The sequence below is a fragment of the Bacillus sp. ES1-5 genome, from assembly GCF_022487605.1.
GTDB classification, from domain to species: Bacteria; Bacillota; Bacilli; order Bacillales; family Bacillaceae_G; genus Bacillus_A; species Bacillus_A wiedmannii.
In genome coordinates this window covers 98,913-114,291 of the sequence record NZ_JAKVPU010000009.1, presented here as the reverse complement: position 1 = coordinate 114,291, position 15,379 = coordinate 98,913, and the positions used below count along the sequence as shown (strand labels likewise).

General features: G+C 35.8%; 13 protein-coding genes. 8 read left to right on the top strand and 5 right to left on the bottom strand.

Annotated features, from left to right (window positions below):
• Positions 1 to 303: 303 nt before the first annotated feature.
• Positions 304 to 1,269: an ABC transporter substrate-binding protein gene (locus tag MKO96_RS23545; RefSeq protein WP_240588853.1), complete on the bottom strand. Its 966-nt coding sequence runs from the start codon at positions 1,267 to 1,269 to the stop codon at positions 304 to 306.
• 162 nt (positions 1,270 to 1,431) lie between these two features.
• Here MKO96_RS23545 and MKO96_RS23540 point away from each other — a divergent pair, with 162 nt between their 5' ends.
• From MKO96_RS23540 to MKO96_RS23530, 3 genes are read left to right on the top strand one after another with little or no spacing between them, the layout of a single operon-like run.
• Positions 1,432 to 2,436 carry a FecCD family ABC transporter permease gene (locus tag MKO96_RS23540; RefSeq protein ID WP_240588852.1) on the top strand — a complete coding sequence of 335 codons (1,005 nt, stop codon included), beginning with the start codon at positions 1,432 to 1,434 and terminating at the stop codon, positions 2,434 to 2,436.
• Positions 2,433 to 3,491 carry a FecCD family ABC transporter permease gene (locus MKO96_RS23535; protein ID WP_240588851.1) on the top strand — a complete coding sequence of 353 codons (1,059 nt, stop codon included), beginning with the start codon at positions 2,433 to 2,435 and terminating at the stop codon, positions 3,489 to 3,491. Before MKO96_RS23540 ends, MKO96_RS23535 begins: the two co-directional genes overlap by 4 nt.
• A 12-nt stretch (positions 3,492 to 3,503) precedes the next feature.
• Positions 3,504 to 4,325, top strand: coding sequence for an ABC transporter ATP-binding protein (locus MKO96_RS23530; RefSeq protein WP_048562869.1), 822 nt, complete (start codon positions 3,504 to 3,506; stop codon positions 4,323 to 4,325).
• A 32-nt stretch (positions 4,326 to 4,357) separates the two neighbouring features.
• On the opposite strand, the gene MKO96_RS23525 is transcribed toward MKO96_RS23530, so the two are convergent.
• On the bottom strand, positions 4,358 to 5,089 hold the full coding sequence (locus MKO96_RS23525) for a class I SAM-dependent DNA methyltransferase (protein ID WP_240588850.1): 732 nt from the start codon (positions 5,087 to 5,089) through the stop codon (positions 4,358 to 4,360).
• Between the two features lie 213 nt (positions 5,090 to 5,302).
• Here MKO96_RS23525 and MKO96_RS23520 point away from each other — a divergent pair, with 213 nt between their 5' ends.
• The 3 genes from MKO96_RS23520 to MKO96_RS23510 are packed head-to-tail and all read left to right on the top strand — an operon-like array spanning position 5,303 to position 7,985.
• Positions 5,303 to 6,493: a glycine C-acetyltransferase gene (locus MKO96_RS23520; RefSeq protein WP_000095914.1), complete on the top strand. Its 1,191-nt coding sequence runs from the start codon at positions 5,303 to 5,305 to the stop codon at positions 6,491 to 6,493.
• A gap of 44 nt (positions 6,494 to 6,537) precedes the next feature.
• On the top strand, positions 6,538 to 7,503 hold the full coding sequence (locus tag MKO96_RS23515; RefSeq protein WP_060487016.1) for an L-threonine 3-dehydrogenase: 966 nt from the start codon (positions 6,538 to 6,540) through the stop codon (positions 7,501 to 7,503).
• Positions 7,504 to 7,562: 59 nt separating this feature from the next.
• Positions 7,563 to 7,985, top strand: coding sequence for an NUDIX hydrolase (locus tag MKO96_RS23510; RefSeq protein WP_240588849.1), 423 nt, complete (start codon positions 7,563 to 7,565; stop codon positions 7,983 to 7,985).
• Positions 7,986 to 8,021: 36 nt separating this feature from the next.
• Here MKO96_RS23510 and MKO96_RS23505 read toward each other — a convergent pair whose 3' ends face one another.
• The 3 genes from MKO96_RS23505 to MKO96_RS23495 form a co-directional block, all read right to left on the bottom strand.
• Positions 8,022 to 9,905, bottom strand: coding sequence for a vWA domain-containing protein (locus MKO96_RS23505; protein WP_087979411.1), 1,884 nt, complete (start codon positions 9,903 to 9,905; stop codon positions 8,022 to 8,024).
• Between the two features lie 3 nt (positions 9,906 to 9,908).
• Positions 9,909 to 10,802 (bottom strand): ATP-binding protein, encoded by an 894-nt coding sequence (locus tag MKO96_RS23500; protein ID WP_240588848.1) that lies wholly within the window; start codon positions 10,800 to 10,802, stop codon positions 9,909 to 9,911.
• 127 nt (positions 10,803 to 10,929) lie between these two features.
• Positions 10,930 to 12,459 (bottom strand): cardiolipin synthase, encoded by a 1,530-nt coding sequence (locus MKO96_RS23495; RefSeq protein WP_098275210.1) that lies wholly within the window; start codon positions 12,457 to 12,459, stop codon positions 10,930 to 10,932.
• A gap of 388 nt (positions 12,460 to 12,847) precedes the next feature.
• On the opposite strand from MKO96_RS23495, the gene MKO96_RS23490 reads away from it, so the two are divergent.
• Both MKO96_RS23490 and MKO96_RS23485 read left to right on the top strand, forming a co-directional pair.
• Complete coding sequence (locus tag MKO96_RS23490; RefSeq protein ID WP_064477104.1) at positions 12,848 to 13,189, top strand: hypothetical protein; 342 nt, start codon at positions 12,848 to 12,850, stop codon at positions 13,187 to 13,189.
• A 480-nt stretch (positions 13,190 to 13,669) separates the two neighbouring features.
• Positions 13,670 to 15,373, top strand: coding sequence for a putative bifunctional diguanylate cyclase/phosphodiesterase (locus MKO96_RS23485; protein ID WP_087979413.1), 1,704 nt, complete (start codon positions 13,670 to 13,672; stop codon positions 15,371 to 15,373).
• The last annotated feature ends 6 nt before the right edge of the window (positions 15,374 to 15,379 follow it).

Genomic DNA, 15,379 nt, shown 5'->3' with positions numbered 1-15,379 from the left:
TTATATGGAAATAGAAAGAAAATTTCTAAAAAAGTTCTATTTTTCTTCAACCGTTACTGTATTTTTCCCTGAAAACCATATAATAAGCGTTTTCAAATGTAATAATTGAATTCTAAAAGAAAATAAAATAATGATTAATCAGAAAATTTAGATTAAAATATTTATTCTGATATAGAGAAAATATATTTTATTTACTTTTTTAATATAACATATTGGGAATAAAAATACAAAACGAAATAATATGACATTTACGTGAAATAGAAAATAACCAGCTCCATAGAAGGGGAGCTGGTTAGAAACATATTATTTAACAAAGCGTTTTTCGATATCATCTAATAGTAGGTTAGCGGCCATTACACCACCAGCTGTATTCCAAATAACGTCGTCAACTTTGTATGCTTTACCATTTTTTACTGCATTTAAATTTCTAAATAGAGGATCATTGATATATTCTTTTTCTAATTCAGAGCCTTTTTTCTCGTTTCCTTTGTCGAATGTGAAGTAGAATAATACATCGCCATCCATTGCTGAAATACGTTCTTTAGAAACGTTACGTTCTGCAAAGTCATCTTTATTTTGATCACCAGGACGTTTAAATCCAAGTTCTTTTAAAATAACACCAGAGAATGTATCGCCATGATAAATACGAACATCACCAGGCATGAAGCGAACCATAGAGATTTCTTGATTTACTTTATCGCCTAGTTTTCCTTGTAATTCTTTTGTACGTTTTTCGTAATCAGTTAAAACTTTTTGACCTTCTTTTTCTTTATTTAATGCTTTTGCATAAAATTTGAAGTTATCTTTCCATTCACCACGTAGCGTCTCAGAGAACACAGTAGGTGCAATTGCTGTTAGTTGCTCGTACACTTTTTCGTGACGCATTTTGTTACCGATAATTAAGTCTGGTTTTAAAGAAGCGATTGTTTCCACGTTCACTTGTCCTTCATCACCAACAACTTTTACATCTTTCATTTTATCTTTAATATGTGGATACCATGGATCCCCAGTCCAAGATTTTACAGCCCCAACTGGTTTCACACCTAGTTCAAGTAAAGCTTCAGTTCCTTCATTTGTTAAAATGACTACACGTTTTGGATTAGCAGGAACTTCTGTTTTTCCCATTGCTTGTTCCACCGTAATCATTTCTTTTTTCGTATCTTCTTTTGTTTCCTCTTTCGTATTTGATTTTCCACAAGCACTTAAAAGTAATGAAAAGGCTAGTAAAAATACAAATACTGTAAACGATTTCTTGCGTGTTAAATTCATTATGTACCCCCTACATACTGAGAAGTTTTTTCAATAGCAAGCATGATAATAATACTTCATGGTCCAATTGTCAATGAAAATAATTCTCATTATCGTTGACAATGAGAATTAAGTTGAAATACACTTACAACGTATCATTATACATTGAAGGGGAAACGCTGCATGTTATTAAAAACAAATCAAGCAAAATGGATTGGATTATTTGTTGGAATCATTGCAGTCATTATTTGTATTTGGGGAAGTATTATTTTCGGATATACAAATACGAGCTGGAAATTAGCGTTAGATGCTTTTTTTCATTTTAATGGTTCCAATGAACATATTATTATTCAAAATGTGCGTCTACCAAGGGCATTAATTGCAGCTAGTGTTGGTGCTAGTTTAGCCATTGCAGGTTGTCTTATGCAAACTTTAACGAAGAATCCACTTGCTTCTCCAGATTTTATTGGATTAAATTCAGGTGCTGCTTTCTTCATAGTTGTAGCAATTGTGATTTTTTCCGTGACATCATTATCAGCTTTCACGTGGATTGCCTTTTTAGGGGCAGCAATTGCAGCGGTGCTTGTATTTGCTTCTAGTTCTTTAGGAAAAGAAGGGACAACGCCTCTGAAGTTAACATTAGCAGGGGTCGCAATTAGTGCGTTATTTTCATCATTAACACAAGGATTACTTGTTTTAAATGAAAAGGCGCTTGAAGAAGTATTATTTTGGCTTGCCGGATCTGTGCAAGGAAGAAAGTTAGAGATTTTACAATCTGTATTCCCATATTTATTAATAGGCTGGATTGCATCTATTATGATGGCAGGGAAAGTAAATACATTGATGATGGGGGAAGACGTCGCGAAAGGGCTTGGACAACGAACAATTTTAATGAAATCATTCGTGTTACTTATTATTGTCCTGTTGTCTGGTGGTTCAGTTGCGGTTGCTGGTCCAATTGGATTTGTTGGAATTATTATCCCGCATTTTGCCAGATTCCTTGTTGGGGTCGATCACAGATGGAGAGTACCATATAGCGGCTTATTAGGTGCAATACTACTAATCTTGGCTGATATAGTAGCAAGATATGTCATTATGCCACAAGAAGTACCAGTAGGAGTTATGACAGCATTTATTGGTGCACCGTTCTTTATTTATATCGCACGTAAGAGAGGGCTTAGCAAATGAAGAAGTATATTCCGTTTCGTATAGGAAAAGGCGGGCTCTCGTTTTTAATGTATAAACGAGCTTGTCTCGTCTTATTCAGTTTACTAGTTGTTTTAATAGGATTATTTTTTGCGAGTGCAGGCATGGGGGATATGAAAATTGCTCCTTATGATGTATGGCAAGCGATTACTGGAAATGGCGATGCGATGTCAAATATGGTTGTAAATAAATTTCGTATGCCACGTATTTTAATTGCCATCCTTGTAGGAATCGCACTTGCTGTAGCAGGATGTATTTTACAAGGTCTCGTTCGAAATCCACTGGCTTCTCCTGATATCATCGGGATTACAGGTGGTGCAAGTGTTGCAGTTGTATTATTTCTAGCTATATTTAGTGATAAAAATAATGCGCTAACCGTAAGCATTCATTATATGCCGTTAGCAGCCTTCGCTGGGGCAACGATTGTAGCGCTTTTTGTATATTTATTTGCATGGAGAAATGACGGATTATCACCGATTAGTCTTGTTTTAATTGGTGTTGGTTTTTGGGCATTAACGAAAGCGGCAACGACTTTGTTTATGTTGTTAGCGCCAATTTATCAAGCGAGTCAAGCGAATGTATGGATTACAGGTACTGTTTACGGTTCTTCATGGCAAAACGTTATGGTGTTTGCGCCGTGGGTTCTCATTTTAACGGTAATATCATTTATAGCTGCTAGACATTTAAATGCGCAAGAGCTAGGGGATGATATTGCAGTAGGACTTGGTGTTCCTTTAACGAAGTCACGCGTATTCATGTTATTACTGAGTACAGCTTTAATTGGTGGCGCAGTTGCCTTCGCCGGAGGAATTGGGTTTGTCGGTTTAATGGCACCTCATATTTCACGAAGACTAGTTGGTTCTTTATACGGTGCATTACTCCCAGTTGCGGCTATTGTTGGTGCAATTTTAGTACTTGCTGCAGATTTAATCGGGCGTACAGTTTTCACACCACTTGAAATTCCAGCAGGGGTATTTACATCAGCAATTGGTGCACCTTATTTTATTTATTTACTTTATAAAAGTCGGAATTCATAAAGGGAGATGAATATGCAAAAAGCATTGGAGACGAAACGTTTGACTCTGTCTTATGGTGAAGCAATTATTATTGATGAGTTGAATTTAGAAATTCCAAAAGGCGAAATTACAATCTTTATCGGTTCTAACGGTTGTGGAAAATCAACGTTATTACGTTCACTAGCTAGATTATTAAAGCCAACAACTGGTGATATTTTGTTAGATAATCAAGCCATTCAAAGTATGCAAACGAAGCAAATTGCGCGTCAAATGGCAATTTTACCGCAAGGACCGCAAGCGCCAGAAGGGCTTACAGTATTGCAACTTGTAAAGCAAGGACGTTATCCATATCAAACGTGGCTGAAGCAATGGTCAGAAAAAGATGAGGAAATGGTACAAAAAGCACTTGCAGCAACAGGTATGACAGAATTTGCTGAGCGTGATGTGCATGCTCTTTCAGGTGGACAACGTCAACGTGCTTGGATTGCAATGACGCTTGCACAAGATACAGATATTATTTTACTGGATGAGCCTACTACATATTTAGATATGACTCACCAAATTGAAGTGCTAGATTTATTATTCGAATTAAATGAAACAGAACAAAGAACAATTGTTATGGTATTACACGATTTAAATTTAGCATGCCGTTATGCAGACAATATTGTAGCCATTCAAGATAAACAAATATATGCACAAGGTAAGCCGGAAGAAGTAGTAGATGAGAAGCTAGTACGTGATGTATTCCGGATGGAGTGTCAAATCAGTACAGATCCATTGTTTGGGACGCCACTTTGTATCCCGCATGGAAAAGGAAGACGTGTACGTAAAGAGGTTGTTCAGGCAATGAGATAATGAAAAAAGACGATGAAGATTCATCGTCTTTTTTATTTTCTACAAGAAAATAAGAGGAAGAGGGGAATACGTAACCGACGTTCATATTCTTCGTCACTCTGAAAATAGGTTGGATTGGGTGTAGCTTCTTTTATGTTTGTAATTGTAAATCCAGCTTGTTGTAATAATGTGAAATATTCTTCCGTTGTACGATGATATTTAATAACCTCTTGATCAATCCACGGTTCAACGCGTTTTCCCATTTTAAAATAATCATCGACGAGCCAGCTCGTTCTTTTTCCGCTCGTTTGCAAGCTTTCAAAGGAAGAAGTAATAACAGGGTGTTGAACACTAAAAGTAAAGAATCCATTTGTTTTTAAAGCTTCGTACACATTTTGAAAAATGATAGGAAGATGTTCAATATAATGTAAGGCGAGTCTAGACGTTACTAAATCAAAAGTAGAAGGAGGGTATGTGTAGTCTTTGAGGTTTAAACAATGGACGGTTCCATTTTTATTTTCTAGTTGTTTTGTAGCTTTTTCGTACATAAGCTGGGAGCCTTCGATACCAGTATAAGAGTGGCAGCCATTGTCTAATAATTCTTCGCCAAACTTGGCGTCACCGCAGCCTAAATCGAGAATTTGTTTTCCTTTTACATCACCAATGAGTTGAAAGAAAGCTGGTTTTTCAAGTGATTCATTTGGGCTATTTTCTCGGTATCTTCGTTTCATATATTGTTCCAAAAATGCTTCGTTATTATATACATCCGATTCAGTAAATGCCATTATTGAAGCCCCCTTAAATATTTTTTTTATTCTACCAAATATGAAAAGTAAATGATAGATTTCTTGTAATGAATCATATATAATCTAGAATTGTAAGCGGTTACTTTAAACTATTTTTCTATAATAAATTCTGAAAACGTGTTAAGCTAGTAGAGGGATTATTAGAACTATTAAGACAATAATCCGCTTACATGAACGATGGGAGGCTTCACAATGTCTAGTAAAACACTTGCGAAATTTTTAGAAGAAAATTTAGAGGATTTAAAATCAAAGGGGCTTTATAACGTAATTGATCCGCTTGAGAGTTCAAATGGACCGATCATTACAATTGGCGGAAAAGAATATATTAACTTATCTTCAAACAACTATCTTGGATTAGCAACAGATAGCCGTTTGCAAGAAGCAGCAATTGGTGCAATTCATAAGTACGGCGTTGGAGCAGGAGCTGTTCGTACAATTAACGGTACTTTAGATTTGCATATTAAATTAGAAGAGACAATTGCAAAGTTTAAACATACAGAAGCAGCAATTGCTTACCAATCAGGATTTAACTGTAATATGGCAGCGATTTCAGCCGTTATGGATAAAAATGATGCGATTCTTTCAGACGAATTAAACCATGCTTCTATCATTGATGGTAGTCGTCTATCAAGAGCGAAAATTATTGTTTATAAACATTCTGATATGGAAGATTTACGCCAAAAAGCAATCGCAGCGAAAGAATCAGGTCTTTACAATAAATTAATGGTAATTACAGATGGTGTCTTCTCAATGGATGGAGATGTTGCAAAATTACCAGAAATTGTTGAGATTGCAGAAGAATTAGATTTAATGACATATGTAGACGATGCACACGGTTCAGGTGTACTTGGAAAAGGTGCAGGAACTGTAAAGCACTTCGGTCTATCTGATAAAGTTGATTTCCAAATTGGTACATTATCAAAAGCAATTGGGGTAATTGGTGGATATGTAGCAGGGAAACAAAACTTAATTGACTGGTTAAAAGTTCGTTCACGTCCATTCTTATTCTCTACAGCATTAACACCAGCTGATGCAGCTGCATGTATGCGATCAATTGAAATTTTAATGGAAAGCACAGAGTTACATGATCGTTTATGGGAAAATGGCCGCTATTTAAAACAAGGGTTAAAAGAACTTGGCTTTAACATTGGAGAAAGTGAAACGCCAATTACACCTTGTATTATTGGTGACGAAGTATTAACACAAGAATTTAGTAAACGTCTAAATGAAGAAGGCGTATATGCAAAATCTATCGTGTTCCCAACTGTAGCAAAAGGAACAGGACGCGTTCGTAATATGCCTACAGCAGCTCATACGAAAGAAATGTTAGATGAAGCAATTCGTAAGTATGAAAAAGTAGGGAAAGAAATGGGCATCATTTAAGTAACGACATCTTTTGAATAGCTTGCAAATGAGGAGTGGGGAAAATGAAAAAAATTCTAGTAACCGGTTCTTTAGGGCAAATTGGTTCTGAACTAGTAATGAAACTTCGTGATGTATACGGTGCATCAAATGTTATTGCAACAGATATTCGTGAAACAGATAGTGAAGTAGTAACGTCTGGTCCATTTGAAACGTTAGATGTAACAGATGGACAAAAACTACATGATATCGCAAAGCGTAATGAAGTAGATACAATTATTCATTTAGCAGCGTTACTTTCAGCAACAGCAGAAAAAAATCCGTTATTTGCTTGGAATTTAAATATGGGTGGACTTGTAAATGCATTAGAAGCAGCTCGTGAATTAAACTGTAAGTTTTTCACGCCAAGTTCTATCGGTGCATTCGGTCCATCAACGCCAAAAGATAATACGCCACAAGATACAATTCAGCGTCCTACTACGATGTATGGGGTAAACAAAGTAGCAGGAGAGTTACTATGTGATTATTATCATCAAAAGTTTGGCGTTGATACGCGCGGTGTACGTTTCCCAGGTTTAATTTCTTACGTAGCTCCTCCAGGAGGCGGAACAACTGACTATGCAGTTGAAATTTATTATGAGGCGATTAAAAAAGGCACATACACCTCATACATTGCAGAAGGAACATACATGGATATGATGTATATGCCAGATGCTTTACAAGCGATCATTTCATTAATGGAAGCTGATCCAAGTAAACTTGTGCATAGAAACGCATTTAATATTACAGCAATGAGCTTTGAGCCAGAGCAAATCGCAGCATCAATTCGTAAACACATCCCGACGTTTACAATGGATTACGCTGTAGATCCTGCTCGTCAAACAATCGCTGATAGCTGGCCAAACTCTATTGATGCAACAGCAGCAATGAAAGAGTGGGGCTTTAAAGCAGAATACGATTTAGACAAAATGACAACGGACATGTTGGCTAAGTTAAAAAAAAAGTTCACAGCTGAGTTAGTGATGAATTAATAGGAAGAGCTGATTCTTAGGAATTGGCTCTTCCTTATTTTTTGAGGGAGAGAAGTCTTATGCAAAGAGTTGATGTCGTATATGCACTAATACATAATGAAGAAACGGATAAAGTATTAATGGTACATAATGTAGAACAAAATGTTTGGTCATTGCCAGGCGGGGCTGTGGAAAAAGGTGAAATATTAGAGGAAGCACTAATAAGAGAAGTAAAAGAAGAGACAGGTTTAACTGCTGTGGCAGGTGGACTTGTTGCGATCAATGAAAAATTCTTTGAAGAATCAGGGAATCATGCGCTATTTTTTACATTCCGAGCAAATGTAGTGACAGGTGAACTTATTGCAGAAGATGAAGATGAAATTTCCGCAATAGAGTGGGTGGATCGAACGATCGCAAATGAACGATTCCCATTCTACGATGGCGGATTCGAGGCATTATTAGAAGTAGCCATTCCATACAAGTTTCAACCAGAAACAAAGTGATTGAAAGAAAAAAAGGAGCACAAGGCTCCTTTTTTTCTATTCAATCGTCTTCAGTAATAACTTTTTCAATAGTGGTTTAATCTTCAGACGTAAATCTTCAGCGTGATTTGCAACTAAGAAGTGATGGTTATAAATATTCTTCATTAATTGATAAGTTGCTTCTTTCGCTTCGCCTTCTTCGATGAAGATTCCGATTACTTCCATACCACTTTTACGAGCAAGTTTGACAGCTTCATGCGTATCTAAAATACCGTCTTGTTGATAGTCTAGCGCAGAAGGCTCACCGTCTGTAAAGACAAGTAAGAATTTATGTTTTTCTGGCCTTTTTGCAAGCTTTTCAGAAACGATACGAATAATATATCCGTCGCGGTTATCTTCTTCTTCGCGAAGCTGCATAATTTCTGGACCGACGTTTGGTAACGTTGAGTTTTTATACGTTACAACTTCATGGATAACGTTTGGCTTATCTTCAGGCTTAGCACTAGAAGCATCTTCCCAAAATCCGCTAATAGCGTGCGGGATTTTTAAAGATTTCAATGCCTCATGGAATAGTACAACACTCTTTTTCGTTTCTTCCATTTTGTTATACATAGAACCAGAGCAGTCCACTAGTAGTTGGAATGCAACGTCGAGCTCTTGTGATTCTTGTCCTTTTTTATAAAACATGCGCGGCTGCTTTTCAGTATAAATACGAAGGAATTTCTTACGAAGCCTTCCGTAATATTTATCACTGTTTGCATTCGTTTTATTTTCAATTGTTTTTTCGATAATTTTCTTTAATTCTTTTACATCTTTATTAACGACTGATTTGATAGCTTGGTAATCTTTTTTCTCATCAGGATTTGATTTGCGAGCTTCTTTAAATGTATGAGAAGCTCCCACATTATACTTGCCGTATGCACCGTCGTTTTGGCTAGAAGCATGAGACGCTCTTGCTTCCTCTGTATCAGCACCATCAAAGTTAGATTGTGTACTTTTTTGGGAAGTACCTTGTACAGAACCAAGTGCTTGGTCACCATCTTCTGATTCACGAGCAGTATCACCCATCATATTTGTTTTTGTTCCGCTTTCTAAATCAAAGCGTAAAAAGTTCTCGTTTTCATTGTTTTTATTTTCACGGTGCCATGTCGAGAAGCTTTCATCCATTTTGTTTTTGTTATCATCGTCATCTATGAGCTGCGTATCATCATTTGCTAATTTTTCAGCGCGACTGTCTTTCTCATCTGTAATAACAGATAAATAAAGCGGTGCATGTCCGAAATAATTATTAAGCATGTCACTTTCAAGCAGTCCTTCTAAACGATAGCGAATTTTTTCAACGATATACATAATGTCTTCTGTATTACGAGCTTGGAACGTTTCATGCAAAATTGATTCAATTTGCTCGAAATATTCATTATTAAACATTTCATATTTATCGCTCGTTAATGAAAGATAGCAGAGACAAAATAGACGATCACCGTGATAGTTACGAACACGATTGATTTCATTTTGTGAACTAAAGTAATTGCGATACATTTCTTTTCTTCTTTTAAAAACATGCTTTGTGCCAGGGCGTAAGTTTTTTACGATTTCCTCAACACGTAAATCTTCTAATAGAACAAATAATTGTGTTAAAAACTTTTTTAAGGGTGATTCTTGTAATTCAATCGCATAAGAACGAATTAAAGTCATGTCCGAGTAATGTTTATTACCAAGTGCTTTTAAAAACACTTCGCTTTTTAATCCGATTACTGTATCCTCTTCTTTTCGATCATCCCAAAAGTGACTAATGACAACCTTTTTTTCAATTTCGTCGTAGTATGCTTTATAGCCATACTCAAGGTAGGCATCGTCTTCTTTTAGAAGAGCATACATTAAGTTTTCCATTTGTAGAAACAGCGACGCATCAATTTTTTTGTCACTAAAAATTTGTCTCATGAATTATCCCTCAAAGAAATAACTTTCTGCTAATTCACGGACAGTCATTTGTTCTGTTTCATCGTTTAATTTTGCGATAATACTACGTTCAATTGCACGCATAACAGGAATATATACACCTAAATCACATGCGTCGATAATGCCGCGAATACTTGCTGCTTCTTCACTTACACGTCCATCACGAGCTAAAGGCATAAGGTCGCTTGCAAATGCAACGAACTTTTCAATTGTTGCAACATCATTTAATTTTGATTCAGATAGTAATAGTTCTTTTAATGTGTCACCTTGAATGTATGGAACTTCAATAATAACGAAACGGTTTTTTAATGCTTCGTTTAGTTCACTTGTTCCAACGTAACCTTCATTAATTGCTGCAATTACACGATACTCGTCATCGCCATATACAACCTCTTGTGTAAATGGATTTGTAATCATTTTACGGTAATCTAATGCACCGTGAAGAAGTGGTAACGTTTCAGGTTTTGCCATATTGATTTCATCAATATATAGGAAATGACCGTTCTTCATTGCTTTCATAAGAGGGCCGTTAACGAATGTAACTTCAGATGCGCCATCTTTCGTTTGTAGTGTGTTGTATCCTAAAATACCTTCTACATCTAGGTCAACAGAACAGTTAATGCTATGCATTGGTTTTTGGAATAAAGAAGAAAGAGTTTCAGCTAGTACTGTTTTACCACTACCAGTCGGCCCTTTTAATAGAATGTTTTTGCCAAGAAGAAGCGCTGTAATAGCATCTTCAATAATGCTGTTATCAGATGCTTTATATATTTTCTTTCCAATTAAATGTGCATTTTCACCAGCTTCTCGTTTATTTTTTTCGTGAATGGTTGAGAGCTGTTGTTTTAAATCAGCATGTATATGAAATTGTTCTAACATGTATTTCCCACCTAACATTATTTTCATAAAGTAATACATCTTATGATAACTTGTTTTAATATGGTATGCAAAGAAAAGGAGAGAGGGGAAATGGAAAAGAAAAAGCAATCAATATTACATTGATTGCTTACAGTAAAGGAGAAATGAGTCGCATGAAAGACTCTAGTATTCGTTTTTTGATACTTCTTTTTTGGAATGCGTTCCATTTAATTTCAGTGGAATGCTTAAAGTCGTCTTCAAAATCATGTTTAATATCATGAACGGTTTCTGATTCATATAGTACGCTAATAAGTTCATAATTTAATTCAAAGCTGCGTACGTCCATATTTGCCGTTCCAATTGTCGCGATTTTATCATCAACGAGTACAATTTTTGCATGCATAAAACCATCTTTATAACTATAAATGGAAGCACCAGCTTTTAAAAGCGGAGTGAAGTAGGACTGAGATGCCTGATCACTAATAATACTATCACTTTTACCAGGATATAAAATGCGTACATCTATGCCAGATATTGCACTTAAACGTAATAATGTTAAAGTTTCTTGATCTGGAATAAAGTAAGGTGTAGCGATCCAAATCGATTTTTTTGCAGATCCCATAACAGCTAATAATGTATTGCGAATGCTTTTATCATCTGAGCTAGGCCCGCTGGCTACAATTTGCACAGCACCTTCTGCACTTGAAATTTCTTTACCTGGGAAGTATTGTCTATTCATAAATTGATCCCAAGAATAAGTATTCAATCCACTAGAGGCATAGAGCCAATCTTCTAGAAAAATTGCTTGTAATTTATATAACGCTTTTCCTTCTATTTTTAAATGACTATCACGCCAAATGGGAAATTTTTTTGAACGGCCAAGATATTCATCACCGACGTTGAGTCCACCAGTAAAACCGATTTCTCCATCTACAATAACGATTTTTCGATGGTTACGATAATTGACAGTTTCAAGTAACCAAGCTGAAAAAATAGGGTCAAATTCAACAATTTCAATTCCAGCTTCTTTCATAGGTTTTAAAAAGCGTCTTCTTAACGTATTACTTCCGAGTCCATCATAAAGGAAGCGTACAATAACACCAGATTTTGCTTTGTTTATTAACGCATCCCGAACTTTTGTACCAATTTCATCAGATTTATAAATATAGTATTGAATATGTATGTGATGTTTTGCTTGCTCGATAGCTTGCAAAATTTCTGAAAAGGTTTGATCGCCATTTGTTAAAAGTTTTGTAGTTGTTTTATCTGCGGCAGGTCCGCCTCCAAATTTTTGTACGACTTTTGTTAAATGCGTAGAACGTTCATGTAAGGGGACTGTGAGTGACAATTCTACTCGTCTTCCTTCTAATATTTCACGGAATAATTTTCTTTGCTCTTCTGAACGATGTAGATGTTTTTTTCTTCTCCAACGGCTACGTCCGAAAAGCGCATATAAAAGCACACCAACAACAGGGAGAAGTGCTAATACTAAAAACCATGCTAAAGTGCTTTGTGGGGATCTATTTTCAATAAAAATAACGAAAGATATCCCTATGATTGTAAGAGACCATAATGCACCGACAAAGGTATATAGTGAGAGGATAGACGTATCTAAAAGTAAGAGTACGATAGATATAATTGTAAATACCAATAATAATTGAACGATAGGCTTCTTCATTTCTATAAAATTCCTCTAATCTTTCTTAAATATAGACTTCTTATATAAAAAGGTATAATCCGACATTCTTATTATAAAGTGTTTTGTTTTTTTTACAAAATATAGACATTTTCCCCATGCTTTCCGCATTTGTCCTACATACAGTATATTGTTACGTTATTATCCTGCTATTTGCTGGTTAATAATCAGTGTAGGGGGGACAAAACATTTGTCCTTTATATAGGAACGGGGATAACCATATCATGAATTTGTAACAGGTGCATGATGAAGCCGAGGATATGGTTATTCGTATTATACGGATTCTTCTTATTATATAGGTTACTAACAAGGTCCGTACTATTCATACAATACCTATTAAGATAAGAAAATGGAAAAGGAGAGGGGAAACATGAATTATATAGAAAATAACGGATTGTATTATCGTAATCATCATCCTCATGGAGGGCACAACCATAACGGCGGACATCACCACCACGGAGGGCACAATCACCATGATCATCACCACCATCACGGAGGTGGATGGGGCTGGGGTGGCGGCTCATGGGGCGGTGGATTTTTCCCAGGAAGTTTTGCTGGAGGCGTGTTAGGTGGACTTACAGCTGGCGCATTAACGGGTGCAGCAAGTGGAGGTTACTATCCAGCACCGTACCCAGTAACTTATCCAGCGCCATACCCAGCACCATATCCAACTCCATATCCGGGGTATCAGCAAATACCATATCCGTATTAAACTAAAAAAAGAGGCTTTCCTCTTTTTTTAGTTTAATAAAGTATTTATAAAATATTTCCAAAACAAAGGTGAAAATATGTTAATATTTTATTATTGTAATTCAAAAACATATAGACTAATTTTAACTTTTATATTATTATCCGTGAATAGTTGTATAGTGTGCTCGAAATTCTATTTCGCTAGTAAAGTAAAGAGGTTAGATATGAGCGGGATTAATAGGGAATAGGCGTTGTATGGAGCTAGTTATAAAGGAATGTAAGAGTATAATAAAGTAAGCTAATTATAGCGATAAGAAACTACTATTTATAATTGAAACGGTATTATATTGCTTTTTATTACAAATAATATTATGTTATTTTAATCGGCATATTTCAAAATATGATGAATGCAAATAGCCATTATTAAGAAATGAAATATCTCTATTTCTATGAAGAGAAACAAGTTGTGTTTTAGTCAGATAGGAAGCAAGGAGAGATGCGCATGCTAGAACAAAGAGGTCATGCATTATATGACTCTTCATTGCGAGATTTAAAGTTAGCATTAGATGAGTCTTCAATTGTTGCGATTACAGACCGAAATGGTCTTATTACATATGTAAATGATAAGTTTTGTGAAATCTCCAAATATACACGAGAAGAGTTAATAGGGAAAGATCATCGTATTTTAAATTCAGGATATCACCCGAAAACATTTTTTCAAATTCTATGGAAGCGCATTTTGAACGGAAAAGTATGGAGAGGTGAGATTCGAAATCAAGCAAAAGATGGGACGTATTATTGGGTTAAAACAACAATTGTTCCGTTTTTAAATGAAAAAGGAGAGCCGTATCAATTTATCGCGATCCGAAATGATATTAGTAGTAGGAAAGAAGCAGAACAGAGGTTGCGGTTAAGTGAAAGTCGTTATAGGGAGCTTGCGTATCATGATGCTTTAACGAGTTTACCGAACCGATTGCAGCTAATAACGACTGTAAACGAGATGATTGCAGGAAAAAAAGAATTTGGTATGATTTACTTTGATTTGGATCGTTTTAAATTAGTAAACGATACGCTAGGTCATATGATAGGGGATTTACTTTTAAGCGAAGTTGCTTCACGGTTGCATTATGTGCTAGGAGAGAAAGACGTTCTGGCTAGGCTGGGTGGCGACGAATTTGTGCTGTTAACAAAAAATCATAAACAAGATGAAATGAGGCAGTTAGCGACATCTGTGTTGTCGTGTTTTCAGGCACCATTTATGCTTGAAGGTCATGAAGTATACATTTCAGCTAGTCTAGGACTGTGCTCATATCCGCAAGACGGACAAGATGTAGAAACACTATTGAAAAATTCGGATTTAGCTATGTATAGTGCGAAAGAACAAGGCAGAAATGCCGCGTGTTTCTTTACAGATGAGTTACGTGCGAAAATAAATCGTAGAATGAAAATTGAATTCGCTTTGCAAAAGGCAATTCGTGATGAAGAATTAGATGTGGTACTGCAGCCTATTATTGATTTGAAAACGAAGAAATATACTGGTATTGAGGCTTTAGCACGTTGTTCGACAGAAGAAGGGCCTATTTCGCCAGGCGAATTTATTCCAGTAGCTGAAGAATCTGGACTTATTATAAAATTAGGAGACTGGGTATTAGAAAAGTCATGTCGCTTGTTTAAAACATTGCCAGATTACGAAGAAGGACTAAGGTTATCTGTTAATTTATCCATACAACAATTAATGCAAAAGCGTTTTATTTTATCTGTACGTAGCATTTTAAGGAGAACTGGATTTCCACCGAATCGCTTAATTTTGGAAGTAACGGAAAGTATCGCTGTTCGCCATTTTGATTATATTATTGCTACATTACAAGAATTAAGAAATATGGGTATTTTAATTGCTTTAGATGACTTTGGAACGGGTTATTCTTCCTTATATTATTTAAAGCAACTGCCACTGGATATAGTGAAAATTGATCGTAACTTTATTCGTGAATTTCATTATGATCACGCACAGCCAGAGCGAACGATTGTAAAATCTGTTATTGAAATTGCCCATAGCTTAAATTTAGCAGTAGTTGCTGAAGGAGTAGAAACAGTAGAGCAAGAAAGTTTATTACAATCTATGGGCTGTGATTACGTCCAAGGATTTTATTATGCGAAACCTTTATCTGTAGGAGAGTTAAAAGAAAAGTTAATTACAGATTTTTAATAAAAA